Source organism: Burkholderia sp. KBS0801 (assembly GCF_005937855.2).
Lineage (GTDB): Bacteria > Pseudomonadota > Gammaproteobacteria > Burkholderiales > Burkholderiaceae > Burkholderia > Burkholderia ambifaria.
In genome coordinates this window covers 461,639-479,649 of sequence record NZ_CP042178.1, presented here as the reverse complement: position 1 = coordinate 479,649, position 18,011 = coordinate 461,639, and the positions used below count along the sequence as shown (strand labels likewise).

Genomic DNA, 18,011 nt, shown 5'->3' with positions numbered 1-18,011 from the left:
CGCGGCGGAAAACCACAATACTGGAGACGATCAATGGCGCATCATGCCGCACCACCAATCAATACTACTAAGTTTCCTATCGACCGATGGTGGGTCGCCGCGCTGTCATCCGAACTGACGGACAAACCCGTCGCGCGCACCCTGCTCGGCCGCCCGGTCGTGCTGTTCCGCTTGCCGTCCGGGGAAGTCGGTGCGCTGGAGGATCGCTGCTGCCACAAGTCGCTGCCGCTGTCGTGCGGCTCGCTCGAAGCGCGCGGCCTGCGCTGCGGCTATCACGGCCTGCTGTTCGACCGCGGCGGCGCCTGCGTGGAGATTCCCGGCCAGGACCGGATTCCGGCGAAGGCATGCGTGGCGTCGTATCCGGTGCGGGAACAGGACGCCATCGTGTGGATCTGGATCGGCGCCGACGCGCACGCTGAACCGACCTGCGCGCCGCCGCGCTATCCGTTCCACGCGGATCCGCACTACCGGTTCGGCGGCGGCCACTACCATTACGACGCGCCGTATCAGCTGATTCACGACAACCTGATGGACCTGAGCCACCTCGGCTATGTCCATCTGAAAACGATCGGCGGCAACGCGTCGCTGCACATGGGCGCGGAAACCCGCGTCAGCACCGACGGCGACACGGTCACACTGGTCCGCCGCATGCCCAATTCAGAGCCGCCGCCGACCTACACGGCGGCATGGCCGTTCGCGGGGCGCGTCGATCGCTGGCAGGAAATCGAGTTCCACGTGTCGCACATCCGGATCTGGACCGGCGCGATGGACGCCGGCACCGGCGACCTGCACGATCCGGCGCGCGGCGGCTTTCACATGCGCGGCTTCCACGGCATCACGCCCGAGACGGAAACGACCACGCACTACTTCTGGACCGTCGCGACCAATCCGCGGCACGACATCGAACGCGTCGCGCGAACGGTCATCGAGCAATCCGCGGCGACGTTCGACGAGGACAAGACCGTGATCGAAGCGCAATACCGGAATCAACTGCGGTTCCCGGACGGCCGCCAGATCGACATTCATGTCGACGCGGGCCCCAATCGCGCGCGGCGCGTGATCGAGCGGCTGCTGCAACCCGAACCCGCGTAGCCAGCGCGCCGGCGCGCGTAACCCGGGCTGCCCGTCAGCCCGCGCATTCGCTTTCGTCCCATTCGCTACGGCAGTGCGTCGATTTCATCCCCATCAATTAGTCATACTATTCTTACGAAGGATCTTTGACGTGATCGCAAATATCCGCAATACGATCGACGAATCCCCGATGAGCGCGTTCCAGACGATGGCGGTCACGGCCTGCGTCGTGCTGAACATGCTCGATGGCTTCGACGTGCTGGCCATCGCGTTTGCCGCGCCGCATCTGGCAGCCGAATGGAAACTGAGCGGCAAGGAAATCGGCCTGCTGCTGAGCGCCGGGCTGGCCGGCATGGGCATCGGCTCGGTGCTGATCGCGCCGCTGGCCGACCGCGTCGGCCGCCGCCGGATCATCCTGCTGTGCCTCGGCGTGATCTCGACCGGGATGCTCGCCTGCGCGGCCACCCACAGCACGCTGCAACTTGCGGCCGCGCGTGCGTACACGGGGCTCGGCATCGGCGGCATGCTGGCGAGCCTGACCGTCATCAGCGGCGAGTATGCATCGAACAAATGGCGCAGCGCCGCGATCGGCATGCAGTCGACCGGCTACGCGATCGGCGCCACCGCCGGCGGCGTGATCGCCGGTTACCTGCTGTCGACGTGGGGATGGCGCAGCGTGTTCGCGTTCGGCGGCATCCTGACGTTGATGTCGATCCCGATGGTGCTCGCGCTGCTGCCGGAATCGCTCGACTTCCTGCTCGCGCGGCGTCCGGACGACGCGCTGCCGAAAATCAACCGCATCCTCGCGAGAATGAAGCGCGCGCCGATCGACACGCTGCCGGCCGCGACCGCTTCCGTCGGCACGGCGAACCCCGCGTCGAGCTGGACGGCCGTGCTGCGCGCGCCGCTCACGCGCCGCACGATCGCGCTGTGGATCGCGTTCTTTCTCGTGATGGGCAGCTTCTATTTCGTCGTGAGCTGGACGCCGAAACTGCTGGTCCAGGCCGGCATGTCGGCATCGCAGGGCGTGACCGGCGGCGTGCTGCTCAATCTCGGCGGCATCGCGGGCGCGTCGCTCTTCAGCCTGCTGTCGACGCGGTTCGGGCTGCGCAACCTGCTGGGCGCGACGCTGCTGCTGGGCGGCGCGCTGATGGTCGTGTTCGGCGCGAACACCGGCTCGCTCGGCATCGGCATGACGGTCGCGGTGTTCCTCGGCGCGGTGATCAATGCGTGCGTGGCCGGCATGTATGCGCTGTCGCCGACGCCGTATCCGGCCGAGATCCGCACGACCGGCATCGGTCTCGCGGTCGGCATCGGCCGCCTCGGCGCGATCCTGTCGCCGATGACGGTCGGCGCGCTGCTGGACGACGGCTGGTCCGTGTCCCATCTCTATCTCGCGTTCCTCGTGCCGCTGGCCGGCGCGGCGATCGCCGTCGCCGTGGCGGGCGCGCGCGCCGCGGCACCGCGCCGGCAACGCGATCCGGCGCTGTCGTAACGCACGACACCCGCAGGCTCGACCGATACCCGTCGGTACCCCGGGCAAGTCCGGGGCAATCAAAAAAACGATAAGTAGATCTACATACTGTTTGGAGACAGCCATGAAAACGAAACTGGGCGTCGCGCTCGCGACGGCGATGGCGCTGGCCGGACCGGCCTGCGCGCAAAGCAGCGTCACGCTGTACGGGATCATCGATACCGGTGTGTCCTACTACAACAACGCCGCGCACGGCGGGTCGTTCACCGGGATGCCGACGCTGACCGGCGAGGTTCCGTCACGCTGGGGCGTCAGAGGCACGGAGGATCTCGGCGGCGGCTACCAGGCCTTCTTCGTGCTCGAAAACGGCTTCCAGCCCGGCACTGGCGCATTGAACTATGGCGGCCGCCTGTTCGGGCGGCAGGCGAACGTGGGCGTGAACAGTCCGTTCGGCGCGCTGACCCTCGGCCGCCAGATGAACATGACAATGATCGTGCTGACCAATGCCGACGTGATCGGCCCGTCGATTCATTCGATGGCGGATTTCGACTCCTACCTGCCGAACTCGCGCAGCGACAATGCGATCGGCTACAAGGGCACGTTCCACGGCGTGACGCTCGGCGCGACCTACAGCTTCGGCCGCGACGCGGCCGGCCCGGCGGGACCGTCGGCGACGGGCTGCGCCGGTCAGGTGCCCGGCGACATCGTCGCCTGCCGGCAATACACGGCGATGCTCGCCTATGACGCGAGCAATTTCGGGCTGGCCGCCTCGCACGACGTGATGCGCGGCGGCGGCGGCGCGCTCGCGCCGCTGAACAATCCGGCGTACACCGACACGCGCGACATCGTCGCCGGCTACGTGAAGATCGGCCCGGCGAAACTCGGAGCCGGCTGGATCCGCCGCAATCTCGCGGCGGCCGCACACCTGCAGGCCGACATCGTGTTCGCGGGCGGCACGTATTACGCAACGCCGTACCTCGCGCTCGACCTGCAGGGCGTGCGCTACCTGCAGCGTCGCGAAAACAGCCAAGGCGGCACGAACGCCACGCTGCTCGTCGGCCGCGCGAACTATTTCCTGTCCAAGCGGACGACCCTCTATACGTCGGTGGGCTACATGTTCAACAGCGCCACCGCCGCCAATGCGGTGGCCGCGGGCGGAACCGTCGCGACAGGCAGCAACCAGTTGGGCGTCATGGCCGGGATTCAGCAGAAATTCTGACGGCACGGGCAGCGCCGTTGCGGCGGCTCGCCGCCGCTCGCGATCCCCGCGTGCCGGACGTCATCCCTCCAGCCGGCAATGCACGAGCTTCAGCCCCGGCAACACGGGCGCATCGATATAGCCTTCGTTCACGCAGCTGAAGCGGAAATTCGCGGACGCCGTGAACGGCTTGATCTCGCCGCCGGGGAATTTCGGTTTCAGCGCAGCCTGATCGGCCACGTCGAAGTGCGTGTCGAACTGTTCGCCGTCGGTCGTCAACGCGCCGAAGTACGTGCCGCCCGGGTCGCTGCCCATCCGGATCACGGCGCCGACGAACACGAGGCGCTTGCCGTCGTACTTCGTCTTCGCGGCGGCCATGTCCCGCGTGTAGGCCTCGATCACTGCGCCGTAATGCGCGTCGATCGCGGGCTCGGCGGCCGAAGCCGCGCAAGCGGTCTGCTGAATGCCCGCCAACAGCGCGCAGGACGCAAGCGTCACCGCCGCGAACGGCGCGGAAATCTTGTTCATGGGTGGTCTCCCCTCTAGCGTGGTGATTGAAGTGATTGAAGCCCGGCGCTACGCCGGATGAATTCGCTTCCGTTGCTTTATGCGTTCGAATGGCGGAACACGGCTGCGATCACTTCATCACCCGCGTGGTCGAACGCGGCGCATGAGCGCGCTCGCGCTGTGATGGGAAGATGACATGGTGCGGCCCCCGGCTCTCATTGGATTTCACTGCGTCTGATTTTGGCCGCTACGGTAGCAGACGGCCGACGGCCCCGCAATCGCGGTTCACGGTCCTCATCAGCCCCATTACAATTGCAAACGATTCTCATTACATATATCATGCGCATCCTGCCGCAGCGGCGCAGTGAAGCGCTGCGGCCTGTGCCTCCGTCCTTAGCACTCCGTCACTCATCGATTCATGCCATCCCGTCGAACGCCCCGCCGCGCGCGGACCTTGCGCCCGTGGCGCGCGAGCCTGCCTGCCCTGATCACCCTTTGCGTCGCCAGCGGCGCGCATGCCGATGCGGAGCCCGCCCAGGCGGCATCCGCTTCCGCGCCGGCATCCGTATCGCCGCCCGAACGCGAACTGCCGACGATCAGCGTCAACGCATCGGCGGTCGCCGATCCGACCGTCGGCTATCAGCCGCGCACCAGCAGCATCGCCGGCGGCGACGAGCGCCCGCTCAAGGAGATCCCGCAATCGGTCGCCGTGGTCAGCAGCAGCGTGATGCAGGATCAGCAGGCGCGCTCGCTCGACGACGTGCTCGGCAACATCAGCGGCGTCACGCAGACCAACACGCTCGGCGGTACGCGCGACGCATTCATCAAGCGCGGTTTCGGTTCGAACAACGACGGCTCCGTGCTGGTCGACGGGGTCCGCACGCCGGTGCTGCACAGCTATCTCGCGACGATCGATCGCGTCGAAGTGCTGAAGGGCCCGGCTTCGCTGCTGTACGGGATGCAGGACCCGGGCGGCGTGATCAACCTCGTCACGCGCAAGCCGGAGGACACGTTCGGCGGCTCGATCTCCGCATCGCGCACGAGCCACGGCGGCAGCAGCGCGCAGTTCGACCTCACGGGCCCGCTCGGCAAGCCGGGGCAGGTCGCGGGCGGCACGCTCGCGTTCCGGCTCACCGGCGAATACGACACGAGCCGCTACTGGCGCAGCTTCGGCCGCGAACGCAACGCGCTGATCGCGCCCGCGCTGTCGTGGCACGACGCGAACACGTCGATCGACGTCAGCTACCAGTACGTCGACTACACGATGCCGTTCGATCGCGGCACCGTGCTCGTGAACGGCAGCCCCGACGACGCGCTGCGCTATCGCCGCTACGAGGAAGCCTGGGCACAAAGCAGCGGGATCCAGGAAACGCTACGCGCGCGCGTCGAGCACCGCTTCTCCGACGCGTGGCGCGTGCGCGCGACGTACGGCTGGGGCCGCGACCGCTACGATCAGTACATCGCCCGCGGCACCGCCTTCAACAGCGCGACCGGCGCGATGACGCGCACGTCCGACGCGAACCTCGGGCGCAACGACTCCGACCAGATCGCGACGCTCGGCCTGCTCGGCAACCTGACGCTCGCGGGGATGAATCACGCGCTCTACATCGGTGGCGAATACGAACGGCAGCGCAGCTTCCGCGGCGACACGATCCGCGGCAAGGCGATCAAGGGTTTCGATCTCTACGATCCCGTCTACGGCCTGCTCGCGCCGGGCGGCACGCCGAACGCGAAGTCGAGCGATTCGCGGTCATTGGTCCACACGTATTCGATGATCGTGCAGGACTCCGTGAAGATCACCGACCGGCTCACCGCGGTCGGCGGGCTGCGCTGGGAGGACTGGCAGCAGGAATCGGGGATGGGGCGGCCGTTCGCGTTCGCCGACCGCTCGCACGGCAACGTGTGGCTGCCGCAGTTCGGGCTCGCGTATGCGCTCACGCCGTCGCTGACCGCGTATGCGAACGTGAGCCGCTCGTTCAAGCCGAACGTCGCGTCGAATGTCACGTCACCGCTCGCGCCGGAATTCGGCCGCGTGCTGGAAGCCGGCCTGAAGTTCGACCTGAAGCCGGGCATCACCGGCACGCTCGCGGCCTACCAGATCGACAAGCGCAACGTCGCGGTAACAGTGGACGACATCACGTCGACGATCGGCACCGCGCGCTCGCGCGGGATCGAACTCGACGTCGCGGGGCAGATCACGCGGCACCTGAGCCTGATCGGCAGCTATGCGTATACGAACGCGAACGATCGCGACAGCAACACGTCGCTCGTCAACGTCGCGCGCCACACCGGCAGCCTGTTCGCCGTGTATGACACGGCGATCGCGAACCTGCCCGGCCGCTGGCGCTTCGGCGGCGGCGCGCGGCTCGTCGGCGCACGGCCCGGCGACACCGCGAACAGCTTCACGCTGCCCGGCTACGTGACCGTCGATGCGTTCGCGGCCTACGAGACGACGATCGGCAAGTTCCCGACGCGCATCCAGCTCAACGTGAAGAACCTGCTCGACAAGACCTACTATCCGTCGAGCAACAGCAACCTGATCGTCGCGGTCGGCGAGCCGCGGCTCGTCACGCTGACGACGACGGTGTCGTTCTGACACACCGTCGCTCCGGCCGGCCGAGGCGCGCAACACGCGCGACGCGCTCCGGCCGGCGACACGAACCGGTATGAACTGAACGCCCGATCAGCCGCCCGCGAAATCGAGCAGGATCTTGCAGCTTTCCGCGGGATTGCGCTCGGCCATCTCGAACGCCTGCGCGACGTCGCGAAAGCCGACCTTGTGCGTGACGATGTGCTCCGGCTGGATTAGCCCGCGCGCAATCCAGTCGATCACCTGCGGGAACATCGCGCAGTTGAGCCGCGATGCGGCGAGCGTGAGCTCCTTCTTCGTCAGCTCGGCCTGCACGATCGCCGACGGCTCCGACGAAAACCCGAGCACGCCGATCCGGCCGGCCGGCGCGGCGATCGTCACGGCCTCCTCGAGAATCGACGGATGGCAGACCGCATCGAAGATCAGCGTCGGGCCGCCGTCGACGCCGCGCTTTTCCAGCGCGTCGGGCAGCGACTCGACGCTCGTGTTGATGATCTCGTCCTGCGCCGCGCCGCACTTGCGCGCGAGCTGCAGCCGCGCGTCGAGCCGGTCGGTGATGAACGCGCGAATGCCGTACACGCGCTTGAGCACCTGCAGGATCGTCAGCCCGACGGTGCCGGCGCCGTAGATCAGCGCGACATCGCCCGGCAGCACGCCGGTGCGCGACGTCGCGTTCGCGGCCACCGCGAACGGCTCGACGATCGCCGCGCAGGTGTCGGCGATCGCCTCCGGAATCCGGTACGCATTGCCGGCCGGCACGCACGTGTACTGGCTGAAGCCGCCGTCGCGATGCACGCCCAGCACGGTCAGATGCCGGCACACGTTGCGCCGGCCGATCGTGCACGCGTGGCAATGCCCGCAGCTGATCACCGGATCGACCGCGACGGTCTCGCCGAGCCGCGCGGCATCGACGCCCGCGCCGACCGATTCGATCGTGCCGACGAATTCATGGCCGATGATGCGCGGGTACGACACGAACGGGTTCTTGCCGTGAAAGATGTGCAGGTCCGACCCGCAGATGCCCGCATAGCGCACCTTCACGCGCACCTCGCCGGCGGCGGGCACGGGCAGCGGCACTTCAAGCACGCCCATGCTGTTCGGACGATCGACAACGACGCTCAACATTTCGGTTCTCTCCTTCGGATCTTCACCGCTCACCAGTTCCACATCGAGCCGTCGCGCAGCCGCGCGACCGGCAGGTACGCGCGCTCGTACGGATACTTCGCGGCCAGCGTCTCGTCGATGTCGACGCCGAGGCCCGGCACGTCGTCCATCACGAGATAGCCGTCCTCCAAGCGGTAGTTGTGCGGAAACACTTCGTCGGTCAGCGCGCTGTGCGGCATCAGTTCCTGAATGCCGAAGTTCGGCGCCCACAGCCCGAAGTTCACGGCCGCCGCCATGCAGACGGGCGACAGGTCCGTCGCGCCGTGGAAGCCGGTGCGCACCTGGTACATCGCCGCGTAATCGGCGATGCGCCGCACGTGCGTGATGCCGCCCGCATGCACGATCGTCGCGCGGATGTAGTCGATCAGCTGGTCGCGGATCAGGTCCTTGCAATCCCAGATCGAGTTGAACACCTCGCCCACCGCGAGCGGCGTCGTCGTGTGCTGGCGGATCAGGCGGAATGCATCCTGGTTCTCCGCGGGCGTCGCGTCCTCCAGCCAGAACAGCCGATGCGGCTCGAGGTCGCGGCCCAGCCGCGCGGCCTCGATCGGCGTGAGCCGGTGATGCGCGTCGTGCAGCAGGTGCGGCGCATCGCCGACCGCGTCGCGCACCTTGCGGAACAGTTCCGGCGTGTGGCGCAGATAGAGCGCGGTGTCCCACGGCTCCTCGGGCGGCAGCCCCTTCTCGGCCGGCTCGTACGCGCCGGCCGTCTTGCCGACGCCGTACACCTTGTCGAGCCCCGGCACGCCCGACTGCACGCGGACCGCGCGATAGCCGGCCTCGATGTGCGCGCGCACCGCGTCGACCGCTTCCTCGTGATCGCGCCCGTTCGCGTGCCCGTACACCATCAGGCCGTCGCGGCTCTTGCCGCCGAGCAGCCGGTAGACCGGCATGCCCGCGAGCTTGCCCAGAATGTCCCACAGCGCCATGTCGATCGCGGCGATCGCCGTCATCGTCACGGGCCCGCGCCGCCAGTACGCGCCGCGATACAGGTATTGCCAGATGTCCTCGATGTTGCGCGGGTCGCGGCCGACGAGGCACGGGAACACGTGGTCTTCCAGGTACGCGCGCACCGCGAGCTCGCGCCCGTTGAGCGTCGCGTCGCCGAGGCCGTGGACGCCCTCGTCGGTCACGATCTTCACCGTCACGAAGTTCCGGCCCGGACACGTGACGATGGTCTGCAAGCGTTCGATTTTCACTGCGCTCCTCCAGCGGGCGATTCAGATGTCAGTCGACAAAGTAATGGGGCGCGCGGCTGCGCACGTCCGGCAGGTGCGAGCCGATCCGGTCGACGTGCGCCGCGACCGACGCGCCGAGCAGCGCCATGTTGCGCGACGCGATGTGCGCGAGGATCTGTTCGTGTTCCTGCAGCGCGCGGCGCGCGTGATCCTCGACGCGCTCGAGCAGCAGCCAGCGCACGCGGTCGAACTGACGCTTCATCGGCTGCAGCATTTCCCACACGTGCGGCCGGCCCGCGAACGCGAACATCCGGCCGTGCATCGCCTCGTCGAGATCGAAGAACGCTTCGACATCGCCCGCGGCCACCGCGTCACGCTGCGCGTCGATGATCCGCGACAGCTCCGCGAGCTGCGCCGGCGTGATCTTCTGCGCGAGCTCGACGTGGTTCGCGCATTCGAGCGTGCTGCGCGCGAAGCGCCCTTCCTCGAGGATCGACACCGGAATCGGCGCGACCAGCGTGCCGACCTTGCGGATGATCTGCACGAGCCGCTCGTCGGCGAGCTGCGCGAACGCCTCGCGCACCGGCGTGCGGCTGACCTTGATCGTCGTGGAGATCACCGCTTCGGACAGCGCCGTGCGCGGCGGCAGCGCGCCGCGCACGATCGCGTGGCGCAGCAGCGCGTGCACCTGCTCCGTATATGACCGGCTCTCGTCCAGCGAGAACCCCTGCAACGCCGTGACGACGACGTCCGCTTCTTCCAGTACTGCCGTTTCGCTCATGGTGCGATTGATCCGACTCGATATCGATAACTACCATGGTACATAACCGGCCGAATTCCGGCGATCTAGCGTTTACACCGATAACTTCGCGAAGAAACTCGAAATAACCTGCACGCATTCGACCATCTACCATGGTACGCACCATCCCTGATCGCCATGCCATCCACCCCCGATTTCCTACGCACCGCGCCGCCCGGCACGCGCCGCCCCCGTTATGACCGGCGGGCGGTCCGCACCGGCATCGTCCATCTCGGCCTCGGCGCATTCCATCGCGCGCACCAGGCGCTTCATACGGAAACGGTGCTGGAACAGGGCGATCTGCGCTGGGGGATCGTCGGCGTCGAGCTGCGCCGGCGCCATACCGTCGACCTGCTCGCCGCGCAGGATCACCTGTACTCGGTGACCGAACGCGACGGCCACGTCGCACGCACGCGCATCGTCGGCGCGGTGCACCGCGCGCTGTTCGCGCCCGAATCGCTGCCCGCGCTGCTGACGCTGATCGCCGACCCGGCCGTGTCGATCGTGAGCCTGACCGTGACCGAGAAAGGCTATTGCCGCCGCCCCGGCGGCGGTCTCGACGCCGACGATCCCGCGATTCGCCAGGATCTCGCGACGCCCGACGCGCCGCGCACCGCGCTCGGCGTGATCGCGGCCGGCCTGCGCGGGCGGCCCGCCCATGCGCCGCTGACCGTCGTGTGCTGCGACAACATGACGTCGAACGGCGACACGCTGCGCGCGCTGCTGATCGACTACGCGGAACGCATCGACGGCGCGCTCGCGCGGCGCATCCGCGACGACGTCGCGTTCCCGAACAGCATGGTCGACCGGATCGTGCCGGCCGCGACGCCCGAATCGCTCGACTGGGCGCACGCGCATCTCGGCGCGCGCGACGCGGCCGCGATCGTCTGCGAGCCGTTCTCGCAATGGGTGATCGAGGATCGCTTCGCCGGCCCGCGCCCGCGCTGGGAAGACGCCGGCGCGCATCTGGTCGGCGACGTGCGGCCCTATGAAACGATGAAGCTGCGGTTGCTGAACGGCTCGCATTCGGCGATCGCGTATGCGGGGCAGCTGCGCGGCCGCGCGACCGTGTCCGACGCGATGGCCGATCCGGCGATCGCGGCGCTCGTCGATGGCCTGATGACGCGCGACCTGCTCGCGACCGTCGACGTGCCGTCCGGTTACGACGCGCATGGCTATTGCACGACGCTCGTGCAGCGCTTTCGCAATCCGACGCTCGCGCATCGCACCGAACAGATCGCGATGGACGGCACGCAGAAGGTGCCGCTGCGCTGGCTGCCGGCGCTCGCCGAAAGCGCGGCGGCCGGTATCGAGCGTCCGTATCTGGAACGCGCGCTGGCGCTGTGGCTGCACTACGTCGCCACCGCGCGCGACGAGTCGGGCCGGCCGCTCACGATCAGCGATCCGGGCGCGGCCGCGCTCGGCGCGACGCTGTCGGCGGCCGGCGATGCAAGCGGCGCGGTTCGCGCCGCACTCGGCAGCAGCGCGCTCGCCGGCTCGACCGTGTGGCCCGATGCGTTGATCGCGCGCGTCGGCGCGCATTTGTCGACGCTGCGCACGCACGGCACCGACGCGCTGCTCGCGCCGTTGCACGCACCGTTGCACACGCGCTGAACGAACGCGCGTCACGGTTCGCCGCGATCGAAGCGAACCGCGCAACACCCCTGCCCGCCGACGGCGATACCGGCGCGGCGAACGATCGACACGACATGACGGCCGGCCCACCGGCACGAAGGAGACAGACAATGAAGCAGAAGTCGCAGGCGTGGTTCACGGTGTTCCTGCTGTTCCTGGTGTACGGGATCAACTATCTCGACCGTGTGGCGCTGTCGATCGTCGCGCCGATCGTGCAGACCGATCTCGGCATCGATGCCGCGCAGATGGGCCTCGTGTTCAGCACGTTCTTCATCGGCTACGCGTTGTTCAATTTCATCGGCGGGCTCGCGTCCGACCGGCTCGGGCCGAAGCTCGTGTACGTGCTGTCGGTCGGACTGTGGTCGGTGTTCTGCGGGATGACCGCGCTCACCGTCGGCTTCGTGAGCCTGCTGATCGTGCGACTGCTGTTCGGCATGGCCGAAGGGCCGCTGTGCTCGGCCGCGAACAAGATGGTCAACAACTGGCTGCCGCGCGACGGCGCCGCGACCGCGATGGGCCTGCTCAGCGCCGGCTCGCCGCTCGGCGGCGCGATCGCCGGGCCGATCGTCGGCCTGCTGGCCGCGCAGTTCGGCTGGCGTCCCGCCTTCTGGATCGTGTGCGCGATCGGGCTCGCGTGGGTCGTCGTGTGGATGATGTCGACGTCGGACCGCCCGGCCACGCCGGCCGGCGAGGCATCGGATGCGCGTGCAGCGACGCGTGCGGCATCGCCCGCCCACGCGCCTGCGGCCGCCGCCGCAACGCCGGCGCACACGCTGTCGCACTACGTGCGCCAGCCGCGCATCATCGCGACGGCCGCCGCATTCTTCAGCTACAACTACGTGCTGTTCTTCTTCCTGAGCTGGTTCCCGAGCTACCTCGTGCGTGCGCACCATCTGAACATCAAGGAGATGAGTGTCGCCACCGTCGTGCCCTGGCTCGTCGGCACGGTCGGCCTCGCGTGCGGCGGCGCGATCTCGGATGCGCTGTACCGGCTCACCGGCAACCTGCTGCTGTCGCGCCGGATCGTGCTCGTCACCTGCCTGCTCGGCGCGGGTGCATGCGTGGCCGTCGCGGGCGCCGTGCAGTCGACGCAGGGCGCGGTCGCACTGATGTCGGTGTCGCTGTTCTTCCTGTACGTGACGGGCGCGATCTACTGGGCGATCGTGCAGGACGTCGTGCATCCGGCCCGCGTGGGCGGCGTCAGCGGCTTCCTGCATTGCATGGGCAGCCTGTCGGGCGTGATCGGGCCGGCCGTGACCGGCTTCATCGTCGAGCGCAGCGGCTCGTTCGCGTCCGCGTTCGTGCTGGCCGGCGCGATTGCGCTGGCGGGCGCGGTGCTGGCCGGCGTGTTCGTGCGCAACGTGCGGCCGTCGAACGTGCTGCGCGAACGCACCGTGCACTGACTTTTCACGGCTGACGAAGGCCGCGCGGCGCCGCATGAACCGGCGCCGCGCGGCCTTGTCGTTTGCGCCAATCATCGGAGCCTCGAATATCTACGATCCGATATCGCGATTTCCAGTATCGATCGCGCGCCCGTGGACTGGCTACGCGATGGCGCTTCACCGGCGCGGTGCAGGCCACGCGCGCGAAATTCCACGACACGCCCGACTCGATGTACGGGCGCGACGTGAACGGCCGCGTGCTCGGCGCGCCGTGACGTGCGCGCGCCGCGGCCTGCGTGATCACGGACGCCAGCGATACACGACGAGGCTCGACCCGTTGTAGTTGTCCTTCGTGATCACGTATTCGCCGGTCGAGCGCCGGTACGCGCGGATGCCGTACATCGAGTCGACGTCGTTGCCGACGTCCATCGCGGACGTGTTCGAGTTCGTCAGCGTCGTGACGAGGCTGCCGGTGTTCAGGTCGAACACGTCGACGTTCGGCACCGTGTGCACGTAGCCGACGAACAGGTAGTGGCCGGCCGCCGCCATCGATTTCGGGTTCGCGCTCGTCAGGTCGATCGCCACGTTCGGCGTGGTCGTGTTGCCGGCCTTCCAGCCGCGATAGACCTCGATGTGCCCGTTCATCGCGGTCCAGTCCCAGCTGCCCGAGATGCCCTGCGCGAGGATCATCGTGTCGCTGTCGGCCTGGTAGATGATCCGCGTGAGCGGCAGCACCGTGCGCGGAATCTGGATCTGCACCGGCGTGCCCCAGGTCGGCTTGCCGGTCGCATCGAAGCCCGTCATCGGATAGTGCGAGATGTTGTTGGTGCGATCGAGCCCGGCCCATACGTCGCCGTTGTCGTCGAGCGAGAAACCGGCCGTCACCTGCAGGGTCGTGTTGAACGGCTTGCCGGGGATCGAGCCGTCCGGAATCGCGATATAGCCGCTCGCGCTGTTGAAGTGATAGATGTTGTAGTTCCCCGGGTTCTGCCCGGTCGCGACGAGCATCCGGGTGCCCTTCACCAGCGCGAGCTGGCCGAAATGCTGGCCGCGCTGGTAGTCCTTCATGTCGAGGCGCGGGTCCTTCGGATAGGTGAACGGATCGATCGTGTTCGCGACGAACGTGCCGCCCGCCGTACCGGTATAGACGTTGTTGCCGCTGTAGAAGAACGCGCCGTCGGTCGCCGGGTCGGGCGCGGCGGCGCCCTCGAAGTTCAGCGCCTGCAGCTTCCATTGCAGCACGCCCGTCGGGCTGTACGAATGGAGGTCGGTGCTGCCGTTGCGCCCGAGATCCCAGCCGCCGCCCCACGCGTTGTTCAGCACGTACAGGTTGCCGGCCGCGTCCTTGCCGATGCCCGCGACGCGCGTGAAGCGCTTGTCGCCGACTTGCCCCTTGATGCCCGACGTCGTGTCGAGATAGCCGCCAAGCACGCCAAACGTGCCGACCTGCAAGGGTAGCCCGGCGAGCGTGTAGACCTTGATGTTCATGTCGGGGCCTTCGTCGCCCACCAGCATCTGCCCGCTCGGCGCATCGAAATACAGCGACGCGGGCCGCGCGCGCGCCGCCATCTGGATCGTGTTCATCGCCGTGCCGGTCGGGCTGAACTGCGCGACGACGCCCGCGCTCTTGCGCGCGACCCACAGGTTGCCGCCCGCGTCGAGCGCCAGCGCGCCGGGCCCCGATACGCCGATGTCGCGCTGCCACACGCCGTCCGTCGTATACACACGCACGCGGTTGCCGTAGAAGTCGCTCACGTACAGCAGGTTGCCCGTCGTCGCGAGGCCGGTGATCACGTCCGCGTACTGGATGCCCGTCCACGTGCTGACGGGGATGCGCAGGTCGCGCTGGTTCGTGCTGCGGTTGTAGCGGCCGACCGAGCCGCTGCCGAACGTGCGGTTGTAGCCGAGCGCGACGAACAGCGAGTTCGCGTTGCCGGTGATCGCACCGCCCTGGAATTCGTCGTGGATGCCGATCGTGCCGAGCGTCTGCCCGTTCTGATAGATCGCGACGCCGCCCGCATTCTCGTCCCAGCGCGACGCCGTATAGATCACGCCTTCGGGTGCGACCCACAGCGAGCGAGCGCCGTTGCCGACGTGCGCGGCCAGCGTGCCGAACGTGTTCGCGAGCCAGTCCGTCGTGTATTGCGCTTGTGCGTGACTGACCGGCGCCAGCACGGCCATGCACAACCCAAGCAATGCCGTGCGAATTTGTTTCGATAACATGAACGATGCTCCCGGGCGATCACTACTCGATACTCTAGTTCGGCGCGTATGAAATATTGGTGATTTCTGCAAAAATCCGGTCATTTCCACCACGAATTGCTCATTACGTTTTTTAACCGGGATCGCCCCGCGGTTCCCCGCCTGATAGCGCTGTGGCGACTCATCATCACCGGCATTTTGTTCCGAATTTCACGCAGCATATGTGTCATTTTTTCTGATACACGCGCATTGAATTTCCATTGCCGGCAAATCGACTCGATGATTACAAATCGAAATTAAAATGAAAGAGAAAAAATATTATCCGGCTGCATGCCGCATTGCCGGGCAAATCGTGAAGAAGTGAAATAAGGCCGGGCGCGGCGGACTGCGGTTGCCGATGAAGAGGGAGAGAGGGAGACGAAGATGTGCCGCCCGCGGGAACGAAGCGTGACGCGGGCCGTGTTGAACGAGGAAGGCCGTACGAAGGCCGGGCGCGCAACCGGCGGCCCGCAACGCGCGGGCGGCCGGGCGCGCGCGTGGCGTCAGAACTTCTGGCGCAGGCCGAGGCTGACGATCGCCTGCGAACGCGAATCGGACGAGTGGCCGTTCGCCTTGTCCGACACCGCCGCGGTCGCGGCCACCGGCCGGCCGAGTGCGTCGAGCGTCGTGCCGGACGCACGCTGGTACGCGCCGAGCAGGTACACGCTGGTGCGCTTCGACAGGTCGTAGACCGCGCCGAGCGTGACGTTGTGATATTGCGCGCGGTCGTCGATGCCGTCGACGTCGCTGCCGCGCGTGTAGCTGTAGCCGGCGAACAGCTGGGTCTGCGGCTGCACGTTCCAGCGCGTGAACACGCCCGCGACGTTGAACGTCGCATGACCGCTGAACAGCGACTGCGCGCCGCTGCGATACTGAATGTTGCTGTAGTTCACGCCGACGACGGCCGGGCCGAAGTTGTACGTCGCGCCGGTCGCGATCACCTGCTGCGACTGCGCGCTCGCATAGCCTTCGTTGATCGACGAGTTGAACAGCCCGTCGTCGGTGCTCTGCCATTTGCCGGCCGTCGGATCGGTCGCGCCCGTCTTGCTGTTGTCCGAGCGCTCGTAGCCGATGCCCACGCGCAGCGGCCCCGCCGCGTATGCGGCGCCGACGCTCCACGTGTTGCGCTGCTTCATGCTGCCCGGCTGGCTGCCGAAGCCATACAGCGCGCCGAACGTGAAGCCCGCGTAGTTCGCGCTCGTGTACTTGATCGAGCTGTCCACACGCGCGGTCTGGTCGAGATCGTCGATGTCGCCCGGATGCGCGCCGAACCCGCCGATGAACGACGACGGAGCGACCGGGCTCACGAAGTCGTTGAGCGACGTGTACTGGCGGCCGAGCGTGACCGTGCCGTAGCGAATGCTGCCGATGCCGACGAACGCCTGGCGGCCGAACTGACGGCCGCCCTGCCCCGACGTGCCGTTGGTCACGTCGAAACCGTTCTCGAGCACGAACAGCGCGCGCATTCCGCCGCCGAGATCCTCGGAACCCTTGATGCCCCAGCGGCTGCCCGACAGGTTGCCGGTGGTCAGGCCAACTTCCGAATGCCCGGTGTAGGCGCCCGGCGAGCCGACCCGCTCGTTGCTGCGATAGGTCACGCCTGCGTCGACGATGCCGTACAGCGTGACGGAGCTTTGCGCGGAGGCAATGCCCGCGAGCGAGAGCAGCAGCGGTGCTGCGATCAGTTGCTTGTTCATGGTTTTTAGCGTCTCCGGGTGGTCTACCCGTTGTTCTATGCGAGTAACGCGTGCGGCCGGCGAGATACGCCTGCATGCGAGACCGACGGCGTCGCACGCGGGAACGCGCGCGTGCGATACGCGCGCGGCACGTCGCGGCGAGCATGCCCGCCGTGGCCGCCATGGTAGTTGGAACCGGTTTCGTTCGAAAGCGCAATAATGAAAACAGCTTCTTGCCGAGATCGAGATAATTGGTTGCGCGGGCAACGTCGCTGTACGGCGCGGGGCCGCGCGCCCGATAATCGAGCGCATCGCTGCGATCGGGAGTCTCTGTCATGCCTGAAACGACCCTGCTGATCTTCGCCGCAGGCGCATGCGCCGGGATCGCGGCAGCCGGCCCGACCGTGCGGCTCTCGCTGGCCGTTCGCTTGCGCTGTCTCGGCGTCATGCTGCGCAGGGGCGTCGGCATGCGCACCGCATCGTTCGCGACGAGCGCGCGATGAGAATCGACGCGCCGCCCCGCTCCGGCTTCGACGGCCTGTCGCTCCGGCAACTCGAACGCACGGATCTCGACGCGTGGTACGCGTACCTGTCGAACCCCGAGGTCATCCGCCACACGAGCTGGAACCTGCATTCGCGCAACGACCTGCTGCCGCTGTTCGACGGCATCGATTCGGCCCAACCGGATTCGATCCGCCGGCTCGCGATCGTCGATGATGCATCGGGCGCGCTCGCCGGGACGATCGGGCTGCATACGGTGTCCACCGCGAACCGCTCGGCCGAGATCGCGTACGACCTCGCGCCGTCGCACTGGGGGCGCGGCATCGCGAGCGCGGTGTGCGCGAGCGTGACCGCGTAGGCGTTCGCCGAAGGCGGCTTCATGCGCATCCAGGGTGTCGTGCTGACCGGCAACGCCGGCTCCGCGCGCGTGCTGCAGAAATGCGGCTACCGGTACGAGGGATTGCTGCGCGCCTACCGGATGGTGCGCGGCGTGCCAGGCGATTTCGCGATGTACGCGCGCATCGCGACCGACTGACACGCCGGCCAAGCGATGGCCGACGCTCGACGCGCGGATCCGCTCGCCGTCGGCGCGATT

At 67.6% G+C, this 18,011-nt stretch carries 13 protein-coding genes and 2 pseudogenes; 9 read left to right on the top strand and 6 right to left on the bottom strand.

Annotated elements, in window-relative coordinates:
* The first annotated feature begins 33 nt into the window (after positions 1 to 33).
* The 3 genes from FFI87_RS18940 (at position 34) to FFI87_RS18930 (ending at position 3,764) form a co-directional block, all read left to right on the top strand.
* The gene (locus FFI87_RS18940) at positions 34 to 1,092 is read left to right on the top strand and encodes an aromatic ring-hydroxylating dioxygenase subunit alpha (RefSeq protein WP_138849511.1); all 1,059 of its coding nucleotides are present in this window, start codon (positions 34 to 36) and stop codon (positions 1,090 to 1,092) included.
* Positions 1,093 to 1,222: 130 nt separating this feature from the next.
* On the top strand, positions 1,223 to 2,566 hold the full coding sequence (locus tag FFI87_RS18935; RefSeq protein ID WP_138849512.1) for an MFS transporter: 1,344 nt from the start codon (positions 1,223 to 1,225) through the stop codon (positions 2,564 to 2,566).
* 103 nt (positions 2,567 to 2,669) lie between these two features.
* Positions 2,670 to 3,764: a porin gene (locus FFI87_RS18930; protein ID WP_138849513.1), complete on the top strand. Its 1,095-nt coding sequence runs from the start codon at positions 2,670 to 2,672 to the stop codon at positions 3,762 to 3,764.
* Between the two features lie 60 nt (positions 3,765 to 3,824).
* Here the strand turns inward: FFI87_RS18930 and FFI87_RS18925 are convergent, their stop codons facing one another.
* The gene (locus tag FFI87_RS18925; RefSeq protein WP_138849514.1) at positions 3,825 to 4,271 is read right to left on the bottom strand and encodes a hypothetical protein; all 447 of its coding nucleotides are present in this window, start codon (positions 4,269 to 4,271) and stop codon (positions 3,825 to 3,827) included.
* A 397-nt stretch (positions 4,272 to 4,668) separates the two neighbouring features.
* Between FFI87_RS18925 and FFI87_RS18920 the strand changes: the two genes are divergently transcribed.
* Positions 4,669 to 6,846 (top strand): TonB-dependent siderophore receptor, encoded by a 2,178-nt coding sequence (locus tag FFI87_RS18920; RefSeq protein WP_138849515.1) that lies wholly within the window; start codon positions 4,669 to 4,671, stop codon positions 6,844 to 6,846.
* Between the two features lie 87 nt (positions 6,847 to 6,933).
* On the opposite strand, the gene FFI87_RS18915 is transcribed toward FFI87_RS18920, so the two are convergent.
* The 3 genes from FFI87_RS18915 to FFI87_RS18905 are packed head-to-tail and all read right to left on the bottom strand — an operon-like array spanning position 6,934 to position 9,963.
* Complete coding sequence (locus FFI87_RS18915; protein ID WP_138849516.1) at positions 6,934 to 7,965, bottom strand: Zn-dependent oxidoreductase; 1,032 nt, start codon at positions 7,963 to 7,965, stop codon at positions 6,934 to 6,936.
* 29 nt (positions 7,966 to 7,994) lie between these two features.
* On the bottom strand, positions 7,995 to 9,203 hold the full coding sequence (gene manD, locus FFI87_RS18910) for a D-mannonate dehydratase ManD (protein WP_138849517.1): 1,209 nt from the start codon (positions 9,201 to 9,203) through the stop codon (positions 7,995 to 7,997).
* A gap of 28 nt (positions 9,204 to 9,231) precedes the next feature.
* Positions 9,232 to 9,963, bottom strand: coding sequence for a GntR family transcriptional regulator (locus FFI87_RS18905; RefSeq protein ID WP_012366826.1), 732 nt, complete (start codon positions 9,961 to 9,963; stop codon positions 9,232 to 9,234).
* A gap of 156 nt (positions 9,964 to 10,119) precedes the next feature.
* Between FFI87_RS18905 and FFI87_RS18900 the strand changes: the two genes are divergently transcribed.
* The 3 genes and pseudogenes from FFI87_RS18900 to FFI87_RS34885 form a co-directional block, all read left to right on the top strand.
* Positions 10,120 to 11,595, top strand: coding sequence for a mannitol dehydrogenase family protein (locus FFI87_RS18900; RefSeq protein WP_138849518.1), 1,476 nt, complete (start codon positions 10,120 to 10,122; stop codon positions 11,593 to 11,595).
* A 131-nt stretch (positions 11,596 to 11,726) separates the two neighbouring features.
* Entirely contained in the window at positions 11,727 to 13,019 is a 1,293-nt protein-coding gene (locus FFI87_RS18895; RefSeq protein WP_012366828.1) for an MFS transporter, read from the top strand.
* Between the two features lie 152 nt (positions 13,020 to 13,171).
* A pseudogene (locus tag FFI87_RS34885) lies at positions 13,172 to 13,273 on the top strand (cytochrome C); the annotation flags it as partial.
* A gap of 25 nt (positions 13,274 to 13,298) precedes the next feature.
* On the opposite strand, the gene FFI87_RS18885 reads toward FFI87_RS34885, so the two are convergent.
* Together FFI87_RS18885 and FFI87_RS18880 are read right to left on the bottom strand one after the other, a co-directional pair.
* Positions 13,299 to 15,221 carry an SMP-30/gluconolactonase/LRE family protein gene (locus FFI87_RS18885; protein WP_138849519.1) on the bottom strand — a complete coding sequence of 641 codons (1,923 nt, stop codon included), beginning with the start codon at positions 15,219 to 15,221 and terminating at the stop codon, positions 13,299 to 13,301.
* Positions 15,222 to 15,742: 521 nt separating this feature from the next.
* Entirely contained in the window at positions 15,743 to 16,936 is a 1,194-nt protein-coding gene (locus FFI87_RS18880) for a porin (protein ID WP_138849520.1), read from the bottom strand.
* Positions 16,937 to 17,250: 314 nt separating this feature from the next.
* On the opposite strand from FFI87_RS18880, the gene FFI87_RS34520 reads away from it, so the two are divergent.
* Both FFI87_RS34520 and FFI87_RS18875 read left to right on the top strand, forming a co-directional pair.
* Complete coding sequence (locus FFI87_RS34520) at positions 17,251 to 17,418, top strand: hypothetical protein (RefSeq protein WP_175785213.1); 168 nt, start codon at positions 17,251 to 17,253, stop codon at positions 17,416 to 17,418.
* A pseudogene (locus tag FFI87_RS18875) lies at positions 17,415 to 17,951 on the top strand (GNAT family N-acetyltransferase). Before FFI87_RS34520 ends, FFI87_RS18875 begins: the two are co-directional and overlap by 4 nt.
* Positions 17,952 to 18,011 lie beyond the last annotated feature (60 nt).

Excerpts from the sequence above, each read along its gene's own strand:
- FFI87_RS18940 (WP_138849511.1), top strand. The coding sequence starts at position 34 with ATGGCGCATCATGCCGCACCACCAATCAATACTACTAAGTTTCCTATC.
- FFI87_RS18930 (WP_138849513.1), top strand. The coding sequence starts at position 2,670 with ATGAAAACGAAACTGGGCGTCGCGCTCGCGACGGCGATGGCGCTGGCC.
- FFI87_RS18925 (WP_138849514.1), bottom strand. The coding sequence starts at position 4,271 with ATGAACAAGATTTCCGCGCCGTTCGCGGCGGTGACGCTTGCGTCCTGC.
- FFI87_RS18920 (WP_138849515.1), top strand. The coding sequence starts at position 4,669 with ATGCCATCCCGTCGAACGCCCCGCCGCGCGCGGACCTTGCGCCCGTGG.
- FFI87_RS18915 (WP_138849516.1), bottom strand. The coding sequence starts at position 7,965 with ATGTTGAGCGTCGTTGTCGATCGTCCGAACAGCATGGGCGTGCTTGAA.
- FFI87_RS18905 (WP_012366826.1), bottom strand. The coding sequence starts at position 9,963 with ATGAGCGAAACGGCAGTACTGGAAGAAGCGGACGTCGTCGTCACGGCG.
- FFI87_RS18900 (WP_138849518.1), top strand. The coding sequence starts at position 10,120 with ATGCCATCCACCCCCGATTTCCTACGCACCGCGCCGCCCGGCACGCGC.
- FFI87_RS18895 (WP_012366828.1), top strand. The coding sequence starts at position 11,727 with ATGAAGCAGAAGTCGCAGGCGTGGTTCACGGTGTTCCTGCTGTTCCTG.
- FFI87_RS18885 (WP_138849519.1), bottom strand. The coding sequence starts at position 15,221 with ATGTTATCGAAACAAATTCGCACGGCATTGCTTGGGTTGTGCATGGCC.
- FFI87_RS18880 (WP_138849520.1), bottom strand. The coding sequence starts at position 16,936 with ATGAACAAGCAACTGATCGCAGCACCGCTGCTGCTCTCGCTCGCGGGC.
- FFI87_RS34520 (WP_175785213.1), top strand. The coding sequence starts at position 17,251 with ATGCCTGAAACGACCCTGCTGATCTTCGCCGCAGGCGCATGCGCCGGG.